Origin of the sequence: Aggregatibacter sp. oral taxon 513 (genome assembly GCF_018128305.1) — a bacterium.
Lineage (GTDB): Bacteria > Pseudomonadota > Gammaproteobacteria > Enterobacterales > Pasteurellaceae > Aggregatibacter > Aggregatibacter segnis_A.
In genome coordinates, this window is the sequence record NZ_CP072381.1 from 892,980 (window position 1) to 914,095 (window position 21,116).

General features: G+C 43.6%; 12 protein-coding genes. 7 read left to right on the top strand and 5 right to left on the bottom strand.

Translation table 11 applies throughout. The annotated features are described in order from the left end of the window. Positions 1 to 18: 18 nt before the first annotated feature. Complete coding sequence (gene cls, locus J5A60_RS04375; RefSeq protein ID WP_212510696.1) at positions 19 to 1,476, bottom strand: cardiolipin synthase; 1,458 nt, start codon at positions 1,474 to 1,476, stop codon at positions 19 to 21. Positions 1,477 to 1,489: 13 nt separating this feature from the next. After that, entirely contained in the window at positions 1,490 to 2,398 is a 909-nt protein-coding gene (locus J5A60_RS04380; protein WP_212510697.1) for a lysine exporter LysO family protein, read from the bottom strand. A gap of 139 nt (positions 2,399 to 2,537) precedes the next feature. Here J5A60_RS04380 and J5A60_RS04385 point away from each other — a divergent pair, with 139 nt between their 5' ends. The 3 genes from J5A60_RS04385 to J5A60_RS04395 all read left to right on the top strand — a co-directional run bounded on the left by J5A60_RS04385 (position 2,538) and on the right by J5A60_RS04395 (position 4,541). Further along, positions 2,538 to 3,218, top strand: a complete 681-nt coding sequence (locus J5A60_RS04385) for a TIGR01621 family pseudouridine synthase (RefSeq protein WP_212510698.1) — start codon at positions 2,538 to 2,540, stop codon at positions 3,216 to 3,218. A 44-nt stretch (positions 3,219 to 3,262) separates the two neighbouring features. After that, the gene (locus J5A60_RS04390; protein WP_212510699.1) at positions 3,263 to 4,144 is read left to right on the top strand and encodes a DMT family transporter; all 882 of its coding nucleotides are present in this window, start codon (positions 3,263 to 3,265) and stop codon (positions 4,142 to 4,144) included. Between the two features lie 73 nt (positions 4,145 to 4,217). Then, complete coding sequence (locus J5A60_RS04395) at positions 4,218 to 4,541, top strand: zinc ribbon domain-containing protein YjdM (protein ID WP_048750901.1); 324 nt, start codon at positions 4,218 to 4,220, stop codon at positions 4,539 to 4,541. Positions 4,542 to 4,669: 128 nt separating this feature from the next. Here J5A60_RS04395 and J5A60_RS04400 read toward each other — a convergent pair whose 3' ends face one another. From J5A60_RS04400 to J5A60_RS04410, 3 genes are all read right to left on the bottom strand, one after another. Beyond that, complete coding sequence (locus J5A60_RS04400) at positions 4,670 to 6,040, bottom strand: TolC family protein (protein WP_212510700.1); 1,371 nt, start codon at positions 6,038 to 6,040, stop codon at positions 4,670 to 4,672. 87 nt (positions 6,041 to 6,127) lie between these two features. Beyond that, a complete protein-coding gene (locus tag J5A60_RS04405) occupies positions 6,128 to 8,059 on the bottom strand; it encodes a MacB family efflux pump subunit (RefSeq protein ID WP_212510701.1) in 1,932 nt (643 codons plus the stop codon). Positions 8,060 to 8,078: 19 nt separating this feature from the next. Next, positions 8,079 to 9,254, bottom strand: coding sequence for an efflux RND transporter periplasmic adaptor subunit (locus tag J5A60_RS04410; protein WP_212510702.1), 1,176 nt, complete (start codon positions 9,252 to 9,254; stop codon positions 8,079 to 8,081). Positions 9,255 to 9,520: 266 nt separating this feature from the next. Between J5A60_RS04410 and glnS the strand changes: the two genes are divergently transcribed. The 4 genes from glnS to J5A60_RS04445 all read left to right on the top strand — a co-directional run bounded on the left by glnS (position 9,521) and on the right by J5A60_RS04445 (position 20,931). Continuing rightward, the gene (gene glnS, locus J5A60_RS04415; RefSeq protein WP_212510703.1) at positions 9,521 to 11,191 is read left to right on the top strand and encodes a glutamine--tRNA ligase; all 1,671 of its coding nucleotides are present in this window, start codon (positions 9,521 to 9,523) and stop codon (positions 11,189 to 11,191) included. Between the two features lie 135 nt (positions 11,192 to 11,326). Continuing rightward, complete coding sequence (locus tag J5A60_RS04420) at positions 11,327 to 13,084, top strand: ShlB/FhaC/HecB family hemolysin secretion/activation protein (RefSeq protein ID WP_212510704.1); 1,758 nt, start codon at positions 11,327 to 11,329, stop codon at positions 13,082 to 13,084. Positions 13,085 to 13,126: 42 nt separating this feature from the next. Then, positions 13,127 to 20,560, top strand: coding sequence for a hemagglutinin repeat-containing protein (locus tag J5A60_RS09540; protein WP_249113895.1), 7,434 nt, complete (start codon positions 13,127 to 13,129; stop codon positions 20,558 to 20,560). Beyond that, entirely contained in the window at positions 20,560 to 20,931 is a 372-nt protein-coding gene (locus J5A60_RS04445; RefSeq protein ID WP_006718116.1) for a hypothetical protein, read from the top strand. The genes J5A60_RS09540 and J5A60_RS04445 overlap by 1 nt, the downstream gene beginning before the upstream one ends. Positions 20,932 to 21,116 lie beyond the last annotated feature (185 nt).

The following is a 21,116-nucleotide window of genomic DNA, read 5'->3' on the forward strand; positions in this document are numbered from 1 at the left end:
AAAAATGACCGCACTTTTTTATAAGAGCGGGCTGAAAAGGAAAAACAGTTTTTCGATAATGCGTTGATAAACGGAGCGATTTGCCCATTCGTCGTAGTTCAGCAGTTCAGCGTTTTTGATGTAGCTTTCATGCAAAAGGGAAATTTCGTTCGCGAATGCCGCATCTTCCACCACCATGGTCACTTCAAAATTCAATAAAAAGCTGCGCATATCCATGTTTACAGTGCCAACCAACGCCAATTTATTATCAATCAGCATGCTCTTGGTGTGCAGTAAGCCTTTATTGAAATGATAAATTTTTACACCGGCGGCGAGTAAATCATCAAAAAATGTACGGCTTGCCCAATGTACCATCATCGAATCATTTTCTTTTGGCAGAATGATAGAGACATCCACACCTCGTAGGGCGGCTGTGCGTAATGCTTCGGCAATATTATGGCTTGGCACAAAGTAAGGAGAGGTGATAACAATGCTTTTCCGTGCAGAAAAAATTGCGATGGCGAGAGATTGCGCCATTAAATCATCTGGAAAACTCGGGCCGGTGGCAAGAATTTGTACTGCGTGAGAATTGTTTTGTTCCAAAGGTAATAACGGGCAATCAGGAATATCTAATGGCACGGATTGTCCTGTTTCAATTTCCCAGTCCCACGCATGCAAACCGTTGAGAACGGCAGACACAGGGCCATTGATACGTACCATGACATCAATCCATTCGCCCACATTGCTATCTTTTTTGAAGAACTTCGGATCCACCATGTTCATACTGCCGGTGTAAGCAATTTGGTTATCGATCACAATAATTTTGCGATGTTGACGTAAATCGATTCGACTGAAAAACATGCGGAATAAATTCACATGTAAGGTTTCAACAATCTCAATTCCTTGGGCTTGCATAGCACGACAATCTGCACTTTTTAAAAACGGGCGACTGCCCACGGAATCCAATAAAATACGTACTTTCACCCCACGTTGACAGGCTGCGATAAGGGCTTCTTTGACGTCGTTCACCAAACCAGAAGGCGACCAAATATAAAACACCATATTGATGGATTTTTCTGCGCGTTCGATGTCTTCAATGATGCTGCGCATGATGTTTTCCGGAGTGTCCAGAATATGCAGTTCGTTTCCTAAAACACAAGGAATGCCAAGACGTTGTTTGGCTAAGTCGAAAATCGAACGATAGAGTAGATTGGTTTTCGTATTCACCAAGTTATCGCATTTCGATAGCCTGTCGAACCACGCCATAAATTGGGGTTTGAGCTGGTTGAATAGTGTTGCGCGGCGCTTCCCGAGATTAATTTCCCCGAAGATCAAATACGCCACAATGCCGATGATAGGAAACACATAAATCACCATCAACCAAGATAGCATGGCGGCGACAGATTGCTTTTTCATGACCAAACGAATGGTAATGGCAATGGTGAGAACCCAGATAAGTGCAGGAATAATGTAGGCGATAATTTGTTCGATATTCATAAAAATGACCGCGTTATAAAGGTGTCGAGGTAAAAAGCATTAATAAAATCGGCGGTGTAATGTTTGTGATAAACCCAAAACTAAAGGCGAGCGGTAAAACTTCTACGCCACCGGCTTTTTGAATAATGGGTAAGGTGACATCCAGTGAGGTTGCCCCCGGAAAACCCACCGCAGTTGAACGGTAGTTTTGCATGAATAGCGGGATAATAAATAAGCTAATCAATTCACGCGATAAATCATTAAAAAACGCAATACTGCCCCAAATCGGCCCCCAAGCATTACTGAGGGTTACGCTAGACAAAGAATACCAGCCAAAACCGGAGGACACGGCTAACCCTTGTATCATCGGCACTGACAATATGAAAGCCGCGATAATGCCACCAAGTAATGAGGTGAACATGAAAATCACGCCCATCTCTAAGCCGCGTTTATTGAAAAATACCGCTCGCATGGAAATGCCATTGTTGCGCAATTGCACGCCCACACAAAAAATCATGACAACCAGCACATAAGTGGTGGCGTCATGGGGCAAAGCAAAATGACCTTTGAACAGCCAACCAACCACGAAACCAATGAGCACCACCGTGCATAATTTTAATGAATCCAACATGATATGCCAACGCGAGGGGATTTTTTCTGCAATGTGTTTTAGTGGCTGTGGATGGAGCTTGTCGTAAAGAAATAAGCCGATGAAATTTAGACCTTGGATAAACAAAATAAAGGTGAGGGCATAAACGCCGATTTGCGGTAATTGTTGTGCTAAATCATCCAGTTGTCCGAGTGAAAAACCCATGGTGAAGAGAATCATGTACAGCAAAATCATGGTCACGCGACCGAAAGATTGCAAAATTGCATGATTTTTCACTTTCACCATGTAACCGATAAACATCGGCACTAAAATAATGAGTAACCCTTCGTACACTGTTGTCACCTTCAAATGCTGTTAGGTGGCAAAGTATAGCACTTTTCCCTATTTTCGCCTATCGGTGAGCCTTAACACTAAAGCTAAGGTCATTGATTGTGCTATACTTTCGGCCATCATTTTCCTCTAGTATTTCCCTATGACATTCCAAATTGTATTTCGACACCCTGATTTTATTGTGATCAATAAGCCTAATGGCATTAGCGTACATAAAGATGACGCGGATGTGGGGTTAACTCAATTAGTGGCGCAGCAACTTGGTATACCGAAGGTTTGGCTGGTGCATCGGCTGGACAAAGTTACTTCAGGCTTATTGATTCTCGCCTTAAACGAACGTGCAGCTGTGACGTTGTCGCAGAAATTCGCGCAACATCAAATTCAGAAAACATACATTGCATTAGCAACGCATAAACCGAAGAAAAAACAGGGTAGAATCAGTGGAGATATGCAAAAGGCCAGAAGAGGCGCGTGGAAACTTTGCCAAAGCAAAGAAAATCCAGCCGTGACAGATTTTGTTTCACACAGTTTGGTCCCTAATTTGCGTTTATTTATCTTGCAACCAAAAACCGGTAAAACCCACCAACTGCGTGTCGCAATGAAAAGTTTAGGTAGTCCGATTTTAGGGGATGAATTGTATGGTGGAGATGAGGCTGATCGTACTTATTTACACGCCTACCAATTATCATTTGACTATTCGGGTTTGAAGGTTCAAATTAAGGGAACACCTCTTAATAAGAGCGAAAAGTGCGGTGAAATTTTTCAACGTTTTTGGCGGGACATTGAAAAATATCTTCATGGTGAAAATGAAAAAACACCTTAAGAATTGACCGCACTTTGGGCGCTGCGAATCAAGGAACGTTACCAATGCCGAATAAGATCATAACCAGTTCATACCACAAAGCCATTGTTTGTATGGTGCTTGCCTATATCAGCATTGCCTTGATGGGCGTGTTCGTAAAATATGCCTCGGACGAATTACCGGCAAGTGAAATTTTGTTTTCTCGCTTTCTGATTGGTTTTGTTTTCTTGTTACCTTTTATGATTCGCGATGGCGATTTCCGAGTCGAAATGCGCCAATGGCCGTTTTTGGTGATTCGCAACCTTGCCGGCATCGGCAGTATGTTATGTACTTTTTATGCCATCAAATATTTGCCGCTTTCCATTTCTATTTTGCTATTGAATACCTCTGCGTTATTCGTGCCGGTGTTGCTCTTTCTTTTGCGTACTCGCACCCCGCTGAAAGTTATTGCCTGCAGTGTGCTGGGATTTATTGGTGTAGCGATTATTTTGCTCACCGATCACCACGGCGAGGTGGAGCCCTATTATATTTTTGTGGCATTGGGCGGGGCGACTTTAGCTGCCATGGCATTTATCAGTTTGCAGGAATTAAATAAGCATAATTCGCCGAAAAATATCGTTTTCTATTTCCATTTACTTGGGGCGATTTTATTACCGTTATTTTTTATGGCGCAATGGACGCTCCCGACAGCGCATGGCTTATTTATGCTTTTATTGGTGGGCGGATTCGGCTTAATTTTCCAACTTTTGCTGACGCGTGCGTTTAAATACGCACCGGCAAATGTCATCACGCCTTTTGCGTTTACCGGTGTGATTTTTTCCAGCATCTGTGACTGGCTGTTTTGGCAGAATGTGCCGACAGTGCATTTTTGGATCGGCTCTCTCGTGATCATTGTTTCTGTTAGTTTATTGGCAAGGCTGCGCGGCCAAGGGAAAACGAAAGCATAATTTATTCCCCAAAAACAGTTGATTTTCCGCTACAATAGCGCACTTTGAAATGACATTGAAAACGAGGAAATCCATGGAATATCCAATTTGTCCATCTTGCAAAGGCGAAAACACCTATCACGATTCTATCCAATTTGTTTGCCCGGATTGTGGCCATGAATGGACCGGCAACGAAGTCGAAGAGCATGACGATGATGCGCTTATTGTCAAAGACAGCAACGGCAATTTGCTGGCTGATGGCGATGACGTGCTACTCATCAAAGATTTAAAACTTAAAGGCTCTTCCGAAGTGTTAAAGAAAGGCACAAAATTTAAAGGCATCCGCCTTGCTCGTGGCGACCACAACGTGGATTGCGGCAAAATTATGTTGAAATCAGAGTTTTTGAAGAAAGCATAAAAATACGCTAGAAAATCACCGCACTTGATTTGTGCGTAGTGAGCTTCATAAAAAAACGGCGCTTTGTTAATTAAGCACCGTTTTTGCTTTTTTAGAGAAAGTGCGGTGATTTTTCACCGCATTTTTGTTTAACGAGAGTAGTAACCTGCCATGGAGCTGTAAACGGCATTTTCTGCCTGAATCACGTTGAATTTGGCTTGCAAAATGGAAAGCTGGGAGGCTTTTTCCGTATTGGCTGCCGTCAACCATTCGCGCAATTCAGACACGCCTGCGTTATAGCGGTTACGGTAATATTGTGTAATGCGTTGGTTGTAATTGTACGTTTGTTGCACGTTGCTAAAGTGGCTTTGCGCTTGAGTGAATGCGTAGTAGTTGGTATCTACGTCATTTAACGCGGTGGTGATACTTTTTTCATAGTTTAAACGGGCTGTTTCGTAATCTGCTTCAGAGATTTTCACGTTCCATTTAACGGTGTTCCAATTTAAGAACGGTAGTGTAATACCAACGTTACCGGCGCCAATAGAGGAGAATGTGGTCGCGCCGGTTTGATTAGTGGCGTTACGGCTTAAGCTGCCACCCAAGGTAATTTCCGGGAACCAGCTTTTTTCAGTGGCTTTGGCGTTTTTAAATGCACTGCTTAAACGGGCTTGATAGCCTTTCACATCAGGACGGTTGGCGATTACAGAAACCGGCACGTTTAAATTCACGCCCACAGTTTTCACGCTCAAAATATGCGGGAAGTTGATGTTTAATGTGTCATCCGGTTTTAAGTTCAGCAAATTGCGTAAGGTTTTTTCTGCGTTTTTACGGTTGGTTTGTAAAGTAATTAAATTATTACGCGCCGTTAATACCGCTTGTTGAGCCTGATCTACGCTAGCACTGTCTGCGACACCTTGTGCCAAGCGATTTTTCATGATGTTGCTGATGTCGGTGTAATATTTGATGCTTTCTTGAGTGGTGCTAATGGCATCGTTTAAATAGGCAATTTGGTAGTAGGTTGTCACCACCGAGTTGATTAAAGAAAGACGGGTAGATTCCATGTCTTCAATGGTGGCTTTATGTGACCATTCTGCCGCATCGGCCACGTCGGCTAAACGACGCCATAAATCCAACGTATAAGACACATTTAACGCGCCGGTGTGTGTGATTGCTGAATTGCCACCACGATTAATGTCTTTTTGGGCAGAGGATTTTGCTGTACCGCTAAAGGCTGGAATCAAGTTTGCTCCAGCAAGGTTGGCGCTATACAGCGCACGGTTCACGGAAACTGCCGCTTTGGCTAGATCTTTATTATTTGCAAGGGCTTGTTCGACCACTCGGTTGAGTTGTGCATCGTTATAAAGCGCCCACCAGTTGTCTTTAATGTTGTATTGCTTGGTGATCTCTTCATATTGTTTGTAATTATCGAGGCTGGCTTGATAAGAATCGCCAATATTGGCACAGCCGGCGAGGGTTGTTGCCATCACCACTGCAAGGGTTAATTTTTTCATTTTTAACATTTTTTATCCTTCTTTAAGGTTCAAGGGGGCTATCGTATGCCTCAAAAGTGCGATCGATTTTAACCGCATTTTTAGGTTTTACAAAATCTATTCACGGGCTAATGCCGTAATCGGATCTAACTGTGCAGCACGTTTTGCCGGGGTGTAGCCGAACACTACGCCGATTAAGCTGGAAAAGGCGACGGCGGCAATAATCGAACCGCCGGAAAATGCCATGGTGAAATCGGTCATAAAGGTGTTAAACAGCAAGCCAATGGCGCCTGACAATAGAATCCCGGTGACACCACCAATTAAACAAATCAACACGGCTTCAATTAAAAATTGTTGCAGGATGTTGGATTGTCTTGCGCCGATTGCCATGCGAACGCCGATTTCTTTGGTGCGTTCGGTCACTGACACCAACATAATGTTCATCACGCCAATCCCGCCGACGATTAAGGAAATAAAGGCAATAGAGGAGATAAGCAACTTCATCGTACCGGTGGTGCTTTCGATAGTTTGTTTAATGGTGTCGCTGTTCATGATGAAAAAGTCTTTTTTGCCGTGGCGTAGCGTCAGCAATTCCGTAATGCCTTTTTCTGCTGCAGTTGTGTTCACATCTTCTGCGACTTTGACCGTAATCGAACCGATTTTTTTGCTGCCTGAAATGCGGTTCATGACGGTGGTGTAGGGCGCATAAAGATTCAGTGAACTGCTCGCACCACCCATTTGTCGGTCGGACACGACACCGATAATACGCAACGGACGTTTGTTAAACATCACCACTTTGCCGAGTGGATCTTCATTGGGGAAAATGGCTTTTTTGGCACTTTCATCAATTAACGCCACTTGGGCGTTTTCTGCCACATCTTGCGCTGATAACAGGCGACCTTGTTTTAATTTTAAACCTTCCACATCAAAAGATTCTTCGCTCACACCTTTTAAGGACGTCGTCGAAAATGCTTTATTCCCATAAATCAATGTGCCGCTTGACGCGCTATTCGGCGTAACGCTTTGCACATAGGTTTGTTGGCTTAATGTGTTGGCATCGTTAACTGTAAGATTCTGCATTTGTTCCGCACGGCGATCACCAAAGCCGGTGCCGTTAAAAATGGTGATGGTGTTTGTGCCGATGCCGCGAATATTTTCCAAAATTTTTTGTTGCGAGCCATTGCCCAATGCCACCACGGACACCACGGAAGTGATCCCAATAATGATGCCAAGCATGGTGAGCAAAGAGCGCATTTTATGTGCCACAATGGCACTGACAGACATCCGAAAGGCTTCCATCAGCTGATCTTTGCTGAAGCCGAAACGTCCTTTAAAAACACCTGAATTTTTGACCGCACTTTTCACCGGCTGGGTTTGCGTGTCACTGATAATTTCGCCGTCTTTGATTTCAATCATCCGATTGGCGTTGGCGGCGATGTGTTTATCGTGGGTAACCATAATAATGGTATGCCCTTCTTGGTGCAGTTGACGCAGGATTTCCATCACATTTTCGCCACTTTGCGAATCCAACGCACCGGTGGGTTCATCGGCTAAAATGATTTCTCCCCCGTTCATTAGGGCGCGGGCGATACTCACCCGTTGTTGTTGCCCACCGGAGAGTTGATTAGGTTTATTCTGCCATTTATCGCTTAACCCCAGTTTTTCCAATAATTGTTTGGCGCGTTCCAAACGTTGATTGTGGGGCATGCCCGCATAAATTGCCGGTAATGCCACATTTTCTGCTGCAGTAAGGCTGCTCAATAAATTGTAACGTTGGAAAATAAAACCGAATTTTTGACTGCGTAAATCGGAGAGCTGATCGGCGGTTAATTCGATGGTTTCTTTCTCATCGATTTTGTACGAACCGCTGGTCGCTGTATCCAAACAACCAATAATGTTCATCAACGTGGATTTGCCCGAACCCGATTGCCCGATAATGGCAACGAAATCGCCTTTTTCGATATTTAATGAAATGTCTTTAAGAATATGAACACGATTTTCGCCGGCGCCAAAGTAGCGGTTGATGTTTTTCATTTCAATAATATTCATTGGAAATTTCCACCGCACTTTAGAAAATTCGTGGTCCGCGCATATTGCCGACGGCTTCGCCGGCAGCCACTTGTGACACAATGACTTTTTCGCCTTCAGCAACGCCGGATTTAATTTCTGTTTGGTAATCGTTTTGTACGCCGATTTCTACTTCGCGCTGTTCCGGTTGGTTGTTGCTGTTTAATACCTTCACAAAGGTTTTACCGTTTTGCGTTTGAATTGCCATATTCGGCACGGAAAGCACGTTTTGCACGTTGGCAATTTTGATGTTGTTTTCCGTGGTCATGCCGATGCGCAAAATCCGGTTGGGATTTTCTACGATAATGTTGGCGTAGTAATAAACTGCGCTGTTACTGGTGCTTGACGTTGAAGTTGTGGTGCTGGACGTGGAGCTATTGCTAATCGTCGTTGTCGCCGGATCAACGGATTCAATTTTGGCGTGATAAAGGGTTTTGCTGTCGGATAAAATACTAAAGGTCACCTCTTGTCCGGCTTTCACTTTCGTAATATCGCCTTCGGAAATTTCTGGTTTAATGCGCATTTTGCTTAAATCCGCCACTTTGACGATGGTCGGCGTGGTTTGATTGGAGTTTACCGTTTGGCCTTCAGAAACCGGTGTGGCAATCACTGTGCCGTCAATCGGCGAGGTGATTTTGGTGTAGCCTACATTGGTTTCCGCCGTATTCACTTCAATTTCTGCTTGTTTGATGTTTTCCTGCACCACATTCATTTCCGCTTTGGCGTTATCTAAGGTCGCTTTTGCACTGTTTAAGCTGTCCAAGGACGTGCCTTTTTGCGCATACAATTTGGTTAAACGATGGTAATTAGAAAGCGCCACATCATAGGCGGTTTTACGCGCGACAAACTGGGCTTGGTCGCTTGCAAGCGCCGCTTTTCGAGTGTTTAGCGTGTTGATTTGCGTGGTGGAATCAATCTCCGCAATCAAATCGCCTTTTTTCACTTGCTGACCTAAAGCCACATAGAGTTTGGTGACTTTACCGGAAACCTGCGCGCCCACATCAACGGTGTTGACACTTTCAATTGAGCCTGTTGCGACCACATTTTTTTCAATGTCGCCACGTTGCACGGTTTCCGTTAAATAGGTGGTTTTAGGCGTGGAATCGCCCATAAAAAAATAACCGCCGGTGACCACCGCTGCAGCCAGTGCGGCCATTATCCAATGTTTTTTTGTCATATTTTCTCAAGGGTTAAGGAAACAGTGAAAATAGAATACAGGAGAAAGATTAAGGAAATCTTAATTATTAATGAATGAACGTTCATTTAGTGACGCATTTTAATGGGAAATTAAATTTTTTGCACGAGAAATTTCAAAAGTCCACGCAAGATTTTGCCTTGTGCTGAAACAAATAACACTGCGATTCCTTAGATAAATTTCAGCTTTCAAGGAAAAATGTGTAGAATAGTGCGGTTATTTTTTTATGCGTTTTAATTGAGAAAATTATGAGTACAGAAACTATCTTAGAAACGACGGAAAATGCCCGTCCGCACAATTTTATTACCCAAATTATTGATGAAGATTTAGCGTCCGGTAAACACCAATGCGTTCACACCCGTTTCCCACCTGAGCCGAACGGCTATTTGCACATCGGTCATGCCAAATCTATCTGTTTAAACTTCGGTTTAGCAAAAGAATATAACGGGTTATGTAACCTTCGTTTTGACGATACCAATCCGGTGAAAGAAGATGTGGAATATGTAGATTCCATCAAAGCCGATGTGGAATGGTTAGGTTTCAAATGGGAAGGTGAGCCGCGTTATGCTTCCGATTATTTTGATGCACTTTATGGTTATGCCATTGAGTTGATCAAAAAAGGATTGGCGTATGTGGACGAACTTTCACCGGAAGAAATGCGCGAATATCGCGGCACGTTAACCGAGCCGGGGAAAAACAGCCCGTATCGTGATCGTAGCGTAGAAGAAAACCTCGCGTTATTCGAGCGAATGAAAAACGGTGAATTTGCAGAAGGCACACTGAGTTTGCGTGCGAAAATCGACATGGCGTCGCCGTTTATGGTGATGCGCGACCCGGTCATTTATCGTATTAAATTTGCCAGCCACCACCAAACCGGTGACAAATGGTGCATTTATCCAATGTACGATTTTACCCACTGTATTTCCGATGCCATCGAGCGCATTACACATTCATTATGTACTCTCGAATTCCAAGACAACCGCCGTTTATACGACTGGGTATTGGAAAATATCAGCATTGAGCGCCCATTGCCGCACCAATATGAATTCTCCCGTTTAAATTTAGAAGGCACGCTCACCTCTAAACGTAAATTGTTGAAATTAGTCAATGAAGGCATTGTAGATGGCTGGAACGATCCGCGTATGCCGACCATTTCAGGTTTACGTCGTCGCGGTTATACGCCGGCGTCATTGCGTGAATTCTGTCGTCGTATTGGCGTGACCAAACAAGACAACGTGGTGGAATACAGTGCATTAGAATCTTGCATTCGTGATGATTTAAACCAAAATGCGCCACGTGCCATGGCAGTTATCGATCCTGTTCGTGTGGTGATTGAAAATTTTGAAGGCGAAGAAATGTTGACTGCGCCGAATCACCCGAATCGTCCGGAATTAGGCGAACGCCAATTGCCGTTCAGCAAAGAAATTTACATTGATCGTGCAGATTTCCGTGAAGAAGCCAACAAACAATATAAACGCTTAGTGTTAGGCAAAGAAGTGCGTTTGCGTAATGCTTATGTGATTAAAGCCGAGCGTGTGGAAAAAGATGCCAACGGTGAAATCACCACCATTTTCTGTACCTATGATCCGGAAACCTTAGGTAAAAACCCGGCAGATGGCCGCAAAGTGAAAGGCGTAATCCACTGGGTTTCCGCCACACACAACCACCCGGCAGAATTCCGTTTATACGAACGCCTTTTCACCGTGCCAAACCCGGGCGCAGAAGAAAACATCGAAAGCGTGCTAAACCCAACGTCCTTAGTGGTGAAACACGGTTTCGTCGAACAAAGCCTTGGCAATGCGGAAGCAGAAAAAGGCTACCAATTTGAACGTGAAGGCTATTTCTGTGCTGACAGTAAAGACAGCCATCCGGAACATTTGGTGTTTAACTTAACGGTGAGCTTGAAAGAAGGTTTCTAACCTTATTACCTATTAAAAAGTGCGGTCGTTTTTCGTGTCGAATTTCGACCGCACTTTTTTAACTGTTAATGCCAATAGTGATTGGGGTTTAGAAGGAATAGTATTTTTATTCATTACATATGGAACCAATAAAACATGAGATTTACCTATTTCGCTGCTTTTAGTCTTTCTACCGCTATGTTACCTGCGTTTGCTGAACCTAGTTCAATACAGGATTCCACACAGCAGGCAGTCGATACACGCCAACAACAGCAACAAAATATTTTAAATGCTGAGATTCAATCCCAACAAGTAAAAGCCCCGACAGTTCGCTTGGAAAGTGAAAAGGTACATGCACTTGGATTTCCAAAAAATGAAGAACTCTGTTTTCCTATTCATCAGCTTGTTCTTACCGATTATCAACACACCGTTTCAGAATCTACCTCTTTTTCTCCTAGCTCATTTTCCTGGGCAAAAAGTGCGGTCTATTCAGAGGGAGATTTTGCGTTACCGACCTGTGTTGGGGCTCAAGGAATTAACGTCTTATTACGTCGAATTCAAAATTATTTGATTGAGCAGGGGTATGTGACTACAAGAGTGGTTGCGGAACCGCAAGATTTACGTACAGGCGTGCTTAGATTAACGGTGATTCCGGGAAAAGTGGGGCATATCCAATTACAAGACCAAAGTGCTGTTCCTTTTGCAACAAGAAGTATGCTTTGGTTTGCTATGCCTATGGCTGTTGGGGATTTATTGAATGTGCGGGAAATTGAGCAAGGCCTAGAAAACCTTAAGAGAGTACCAAGTGCTGACGCTAATATTGAGCTTCAGCCCGGAGAGGCTTTGGGTGAGACAGATATTGTGGTGGCATATAAACACCGCATTCCATTTCATTTAACGTTAGGATTGGATGATTCGGGTTCCAAATCGACAGGACGTTTACAGGGAGCCGCCACTTTTTCTTGGGATAACCCGCTTCGCTTAAATGACATGTTTTATATTAGCGGTACGCGCAGTTTTAAACGACATAGTGATGCGGCTGAGGGAGATTATGGCAGTCATAATCTAAGCTTGTATTATTCCATTCCGTGGAAAAACTATTTGCTGACGCTTTCCGGTTCTCGCTATACCTATCATCAAACCGTTGCGGGTGCTTTTGAGTCTTATGAGTATTCCGGCGAAAGTAAACAAATGAAACTCAATTTAAGTCGTCTACTGAGCCGTGGCGCACAACATAAAACTTACACGAATATTGCCTTATGGACGAAAAAGTCCCACAACTATATCAATGATACGGAAGTTGAGGTTCAACGTCGTCGTACAGCCGGATGGGAGCTAGGTCTTACGCACACACACTATGTAGGCGTAGCGACATTTTCTATTTCCGCTAATTACAAACGGGGGACCGGTGCGAATAATGCCCTTCGTGCACCGGAAGAACGATTTAATGAAGGCACCTCAAGAATGCGGATTTTGACCGCCTCTCTTGATTTTAGTTATCCGTTCAACATTGGAAAACAACCTTGGCGCTTTAATACCTATTGGCAAGCGCAATGGAATAAATCACCGCTCGTGCAACAAGACAAATTCAGCATTGGCGGTCGCTATACGGTACGTGGATTTGACGGTGAACTTACTCTTTCCGGAGAGCGCGGTTGGCTTTGGCGCAACGAACTGGCATGGAATGTGATGAACAAAGGACATGAGATTTATCTCGGACTCGACCGAGGTGTTGTCCGTTCAAGCAATGAGGAATTACAAGTAGGCAATAGTTTAACCGGTGGTGCATTGGGGATGCGCGGTAATCTTTGGGGACTAAATTATGAATATTTTGTTGGCACACCAATTCGAAAACCGCAAGGTTTCAGAACAAGTCATGTAACAACAGGGTTTAACCTCAGCTATCGTTTTTAAGTATTTTTTAAAATAAGCAGATTTTATTATTAAGGAAACATCATGAATAAAAAACATTACAAAGTTATTTTCAGCCAAGTATTAAATCAACTTGTGGTTGTATCGGAACTTGCCAAATCAAAAGGCAAAGCCACGAGCGAAAATATTGAAAGTGCAGAGATAAAAACAACGTTAAAAGCCACCGCACTTTCTACTTTATTCGGCACTCTCACACCGGTTCATTTCAGCATTATGTTAGCGTTGGGGTTCGTTTTCGTTTCTCCTGCTGCGTTGGCAAATGCGGATATGGCGATTCGCGCAGACAAATCAGCACCGGGCAATCAACAACCAACGGTGTTACAGACGGCGAATGGCTTGCCACAAGTCAATATTCAAACACCAAGTGCAGGCGGCGTGTCGCGTAACCAATACTCGCAATTTGATGTGGCGGAAAAAGGCGCCGTATTAAACAACGCTCGTAAGGCAGTACAAACCCAAACGGCCGGTTGGGTACAAGGCAACCCCAATTTAGCCGCAGGTGAAGCGAAGGTGATTTTAAATGAAGTCAATTCATCTGCTCCGAGTCGGTTAAAGGGCTATGTAGAAGTGGCCGGACAAAAGGCCGATGTTGTGATTGCGAACCCGAGTGGTATCCATTGCGATGGTTGTGGTGTCATTAACGCAGGACGCGCCACCATGACTACGGGAAAAGCTCAATTAGAAAATGGTGAGCTCAAAGGCTATGAGGTCAACGGCGGCAAAGTTAAGGTGGCCGGCAAGGGCATGGATAACCGCCAGGCGGATTACACCGATATCATTGCAGAAAAAGCGCAAATTGATGGCGGTGTGTGGTCGAAAAAAGCCATTAAAGTCACCACTGGTAAAAACAAAGTTGACCGCACGAATGATTCGGTGGTTTATGTAGGCGATAAAAACACTGTGGAAAGCGACCGCACTTTAGAAAACCCACAAGCTTACAGCGTGGATGTGAGCCAATTGGGCGGCATGTATGCCGAGAAAATTCATTTGGTGGATAACGGCCAAGGCCTCGGTGTACGCAACGCCGGCCACATCGGTGCCTCTGCCGGTGAGGTGAACATTGATAGTCAAGGACGAATTGTGAATAGCGGGCACATTCAAGCTCAACAGGATCTTCATGTTCGCGCTCAACAAAGCATCGATAATCAAAAAGGTGGACATCTTTTATCTCATCAAGGCAAGGCAAAAATTGAAAGTCAGCATGAAATTTCACAATCAGGTGTCATTGGAGGAAAACAAGAAGTTAGCCTATCTGCAAAAGCTTTGACACAAACATCTCAAGGGGAAATTCAAAGCCAGGCAGTGCGTATTAATACTAAAAAGACCGTAAACAATCGAGGATTAATTCAAAGCCGTGGAGAACAAGAACAGCGTGAGCCGGATTTAATTATTAAAGCGGATACAGTGCAAAATACCGGCTCCGGACGTATTTATGGTAACCGAATTGCTATTGGCGCAACGACGATTATCAATGAAGATGAGCTAAACGCAGATGGTATCCGTCAAGATGGGATTATTGCTGCACGGGATACACTCACCTTAGGGGCACAAAAAATCCACAACAAGACAGCAAATTACGTAGCAAGTCAACAAGGTGCCTCGACATTATATGGTGAGAAGGGCGTGACGATTGCCGGCGCGCTTAATGATCAATATCAAGCGGAGGGGCAAGCGGCTCAATTATTAAATGAAAGTGGCACAATTGAATCTTCGTCTGGGGCAATTCGCTTAAATGTCGCTGATGTAGTTAATCGAAATCTACATTTTCGTGCAGAAATTGAAAACCAATCAGATGAGCCGATTTCAGAGAGCTATGTCATTCCGCAAGGCTATAAAACTGAAGAGCGGATTGATTACGCTTTATTAAAATGGATTCCATTTAGTCGTGCAGGGAAATTGGCATTTCGTCAAGACGGAGCAAAGGCGTTAGAAGAAGGAGAGGAAATTCGTGCAGATCGGCTATTACCGACAGTTAACGAATATCAGTGTCAAGATTATACCAATGAAGCCAGTTGCCGCTTAAAACCGGAGTCCGTATATGGGCCACAGAACCCGGCATGGGCTTATTTCGGTATTCAAGCACCAACTGAGATGCCGGCAGGTTTAGCGGATATTGAAATGCCTGAAGAACCGATCAAACCAACAGAGATCGAAAAACCAAGAAAAAACAGAAGAGAAAAAGCAGAAAGCTATGCTGCCCGTTTGGCGGATTATGAGAAAGCTGTTGCTGATTACAACATTGCGTTAGCCAATTATGAAAAAGAAAAAGCAACTTATGAAACACGTTTAAATGATTATCAGCAGGCAATTGCACCATTTAAAAGTTGGATTGATGCCAATGAACAGGCGTTTAATGCTTTGCAAAGTAAAATTGCCGAACATAATCAACGTTTATTGGGTAAAACCTTTAGCCATTTTTGGATAACCAAACTTAATCAACGAGTCATTGATGAAAGCGTCGTAAAAACCACGTTACCAGGTCAAATTTTGGCTGGCGGAGATATTGTTATCAATGGTGCACAAGTACTCAATGATCGAAGCCAGATGATATCCGGCGGACGTTTAAGCTTAAATGGTGATGTACGCAATGAAGATGAAACCGGCTATCACGTATTAAATGAATACGGCACATCACAATGGACGGCAGATCGCTGGCGTGGCGGGGTTAAACGCTATTTTCAGCGGGATTGGGGGGCAGTCAATGCTTATAACAACCATGTGACGACAGAATTTAAAATGGGGGTGGCACAAAGTAAGGAACAGGTGGATTATCGAAATAATTCGTCCACCCTTCCGTCCCAAAGCCAAGCCTTAATGACAAAAGCGAATGAGGTGTTATTGCCAAGTTCTTCGTTATACCGACTCAATCCGGAAACAGAGGGCGCATTAATCGAAACAGATCCGGCATTTACTGATCGCAAAAAATGGCTTAACAGTGACTATATGTTCAGCGCATTGCGTAGCGATCCGCAAAATGTCCTTAAACGCCTTGGTGACGGTTATTATGAGCAGCATTTAGTGCGCGACCAAATCAATCAACTTACCGGTAAAATGTTTTTAGGCGAATTCAAAGATTTGGAAAGTCAATATAAGGCATTAATGGATAACGGTATTACGTTTGCAAAAAAATTCAATCTTACGCCGGGTGTCGCATTGTCGGCTGCTCAAGTGGCACAACTAACGTCGGATATCGTATGGTTTGAAGAAAAAACAGTGACTTTACCAAGCGGTAAACAAGTTAACGTCATGGCGCCACGTGTATATGCCATGGTTCAACCGGGCGATATCAATGGAAAAGGAAGTTTGCTTTCAGGGGAAGAGATTGATTTACACGGTAATCAGGTTGTTAACAGCGGAACTATTGTCGGACGAAAACTCGCTTTGTTAAATGCGGAAAGCTTATTTAATGAAGGCGTCATTCAAGGTGAACAAGTCGGTATTCAAACAAAAGGCAATTTTGACAACATCGGCGGTACTGTAGAAGCCGAAAAAACACTAGTGGCAAATGTAGGCGGTAATTTAACTCATAGAAGTACGACAGCCACAAATGAAATCGCGTTATCCGGTTTTCAACGCGAGCAAACCACGCTTGCACGTAAAGCATTGTTCCATGTGAAGGGGGAAGACGGTACATTACATCTTTCCTCCAATAAATTGGAGGCACAGGGCGCAGATATTATCAATGAAGGTAAAGGCAGCACGCTGGTTCAAGCTAAAACGGCTTTAAATCTGACCGCACTTTCGGTGGGATATGATGAAAAGATGGGGGGAGGCAATGACTCTCGCCACGAGAAAATAGAAAAGGCAGTGGTGAGCCATATCAAAGGCAAGGGGAATGTCACAGTTGCGGCGAAAGACCTCTTGTCGGAAGGTGCCCGACTTGAAAGTGCCGAAAAACTCACCGCGATTGCAGAAAATGATTTGGTTTTGAATGGAGCAAAAGAAAGCTCTGATTTTGAGGAGTTCCATCAAACGAAAAGCGGCAGTTTGGCGAAGACCACAAAAACAAGCTTAGACAAAGCACAATTAGACAGTCATGTAGGCACTCAACTTAGTGGAAAAGACATTTTGTTAAGTGCAGGCAAAGATGTGAAAGCCAAAGGACTGCAGGGTATTGCCGATAAAAACCTAAGCATTCAAGCGGGAGAGGATGTTGTTCTAGCTGCGGACACCAATCGATTCAAAGAAGTGCATCAACAAACGAAGAAGACGTCGGGTGTGTTTACGAGTGGCGGAGGCATCACCTTTGGTTCGAAATCGGAAAAACATCATGTTGAATCGGAAGGTTGGACGCAATCGGATGCGCGAAGCACCTTGGGGGCAATGGATGGCAATGTAAAAATCAGTGCCGGCAATCATGCTCAAGTGATGGGCACGGACATGATAACACCGAAAGCGAATCGTATAGATGTTGAAGGCGCGAGCGTGAAGGTTGAGGCGGGGAAAGATATTATCCATTCTAATGAGCGTCATGAGTATAAACAATCCGGCGTAAATTTGGCGGTAAGTACACCGGTAACCGACATGGCGCAAGCTGTCTATCACAGTGTAAAACGCGCACAACAAGTCAGTAATCCAAAACTCAAAGCGCTTTATGGCATAAAAGCGGCAGAGGAAGTTGCAATGGCGGCACAAAATGTCGGTAAGGTAGCAGAGACGTTAGATGCATTGCGGGCAGGGAATATGCAACAAAACGGAACCACGTCCAGCCCGAGTGTCAAAATTAGTATTGGTTATGGTAGCCAAAAACAAACGCAAACCAGTGAAAGCCAAAGTATTCAACATCAGAAATCAACTATCAATACAGGAATACTAGATATTAAAGCCCGTGGTGAAAAAGTGGTTTTTGAAGGCGTGGATGCGAATGCCAAGCTAATGGCGCTTTCCGGTAAACAGGGGATTGACATCAAAGGGGTGAAAGACGAAGAGCATCAGCGTACGGAGAATAAATCGTCCGGCGGTAGTGTCGGTGTTTTTGTGGGTACCAACGGTAATAGTTACGGATTGGGTATAGAAGGTTCGGTGAATGTGGCGAAGGGCAAGTCGAACTCAGATAGCGAGCGTTGGCAAAACAGCCATCTGACGGCAGATAAAATCATCACGAACAGTGAAGAAGGCGACTTAACCCTTGATGCGGCGAATCTTAAAGCAAAACGTTGGGAAGCGGATATTCAAAATCTGACAATAACGAGCCGTCAAGATACGGAAAAATACGAATCGAAACAAACGAGTGCGAGTGCAAGCGGTTCGGTGGCGTATGGTTCGGGCGGTGGGGCATCGGTGAGTGCGTCATACAACAAGGCAAAAGTGGATTATGCGCAAGTCAATGAACAAGCCGGGATTCGTGTCGGAGAGGATGGCATGGATGCCAACATCCACAACCATGCTCAACTGAACGCCGCCATCATCGAAAGTGATGCTGATGAAAGTAAAAACCGCTTTAAAACAAAATCGCTCACACATACCGATATTGAAAACCGCAGTGAGATTAAAACGGAAAGTGCGAGCATCAGTGCGGGCACGGGAGGCATTAACCCGATGCAGGCGCTTAGCAGTGCGTTGAGCTTATTAGGTAACACGAATGAAAGAGAGCGAAGCACCACCAAATCAGCTATTAGTGGCAACATTCAGATAGAGACCGAAACACCGGAAAATCTGACCGCACTTTCACGGGATACGAAGAATGCGAATCAACGAGTTGAAAAGCAAGATTTACAAAAAGTGCAAGAACGCCAAGAAATGGCGAAAGTGATAGGCGACATCACGAACAACGCGATAAGCATTGCCACGTATAATGAGCGTGAGAAGATTAATAAACTGAGTCTTGAAAAATTTAAAGCGGAAGAAAAATACGGCAAAGAGAGTACGCAAGCGCAAGAAATCGGTAAACAAATTAGTGTCATTCAAAAAGGGATTGATGATGCTTACGGCATAGGTAGTGAAAAAGGGATGGCGATTCGAGCTGTGACGGCGGCATTACAAGCGGCGGCACAAAACGATACCGCAGGCAGTCTTGTCGCACTGGCTTCGCCTTATCTCAATCAAAAAATCCACGAGATGACGGCAGGCGACACGGCAAAAGACAAAGCTGCAAATCTCATGGCGCATGCCCTGCTTTCTGCGGTGGAGTTCCAAGTGACAGGCAAAGACCCATTAACAGGCGCAATTGCCGGGGTAACAGGTGAGGCAACCGCTGAAATCATCGCGAGAGCTTATGGTAAACCGGTCAGTGAATTAACGGCAAATGAGAAGGAAAACATTAGCACGTTAAGTCAACTGGCGGGTGGGCTGGCTGCGGCATTGACGGCGAAGGCGAATGGCACCACAGCAGAACAAGGGGGTAGTTTCCTTACTGCAACCTCTGGGGCAGAGACGGCTAAAAGGGCGGTAGAGAATAATTATCTAAGTATTGCAGATGTTCAGAACTTCATTCGAGAACTGAGCAAAGCGCAAAAAGAGGGCCGTGATACTAAACCGATTTTAGAGAAATATAAAGGGATTAGTGAAGAGAATCGTCAGCAACTCATAGCGTGTAAGGGTAATGTGGTTTGTGAAACGGCACATTTACATGAAATGAATACTGGGGCTGAAGAGCTTGAGAGAAATTTAGGGTTCTTTAGTCGTATGACGGTGTATTATCCAAATGATTTAAATACAGCGAATCGTACTGCATTATTTAATTTAGTTGAAAGTGAGAATGCAGAAAGTTTTAGCAAGCTTTCGGATACAACAAAATTTGGTTTGAATGCTATGGAGGCTGGTACAGCAACAGGCTATGCAAGAGTTGGATTAAGCAATGTTAAGAGCTTAATTAGTGGAAAAAATAAAGCTTATCCGACATCGGGAATGGATGGGTATAAGCGTACTAATGTCGGGGATGAGGATTATCGTTCAAGTGGTGCTGAGAATGCAGCATTGTATCCTAAATTAAAAGAGGAGTTAGCAATGAAGCAGAAAGCCGGGTTTGAAAAAGTTGTTAAAGATTTAAGTAAAAAACCCACTGGTAGTGTTTTAATGATACCTGATTATCGTCATCAATTGTCAGAGGCTAGATCAACTTTATCACCTAAGTTGCAGAGAAGTGGGAATGCAGCCGTTGCTCAAATTAATATTGATGGATTAACCACTAGAAAATTAGTTGGCCATAGTCAAATAGATAAAGCACAAGGTAGTTTTGTTGGGCAAGGAGAAACAAAATTTGAATCTCTAAAATTACCTAACAAAAAGGGAGATTTGATAGATAGAAGAGTTGATTCTGAGTATAAGATTTTATCTAACTTAGCTGATCAATTAGGTTCTAATAGACAAGCAAAAGGTCAGGTCACAATATTTACTGAGCGTCCAGCTTGCTTAAGTTGTCTAGGTGTAGTAGACCAATTTATCAAACGCTATCCAAATATAAAGGTAAATGTTTTTGACAATAACGGAAAAGCAATTAAACATAATGGAGAAAAATAATGGCAAAACGAGTTAATTATGAAACTTTAAAACAATGGTTTTTTGAGGATGCTTACATTTGGTGTCAACGTAAATTTACTGAAGGGAAAGTAAAGAGTTGGCATGGAGAATTTAATGAATGGGGAGGTGCTTTAGATAGTTTTGATGGGCATTTTGATTTGCTAATTGAGAAGTTAATGCTAAATGTAATTTTTATTATAACTAATGGAGCAAGGCATATATTGAGTCATCAGATAGTTTTTAATGAAATACAAGAGATTTTATTGAATAATAACCTTGATGAGCTAGTTTCTGTTTTAGAAGAAGATGAAAAAGAGGATTTTCTTTATGATTTAAATTTGATTTTAAATAATAGGGAGATTGAAGAATAGCAAGTAGTATAATGATATTGACCCAGATATCCCCACCTAGATAGCGCGCGCTTCCTAACGCGTGCTTGTATCTACCTAAAAATAGACAAATCGAAGTTGTTAATGAAAATAGTAAAAATCTGAATCAAACGAAATCGATGTTTTAGGCACGCGTCAGGAGATGCGCGCCATCATTGGGGAATGTA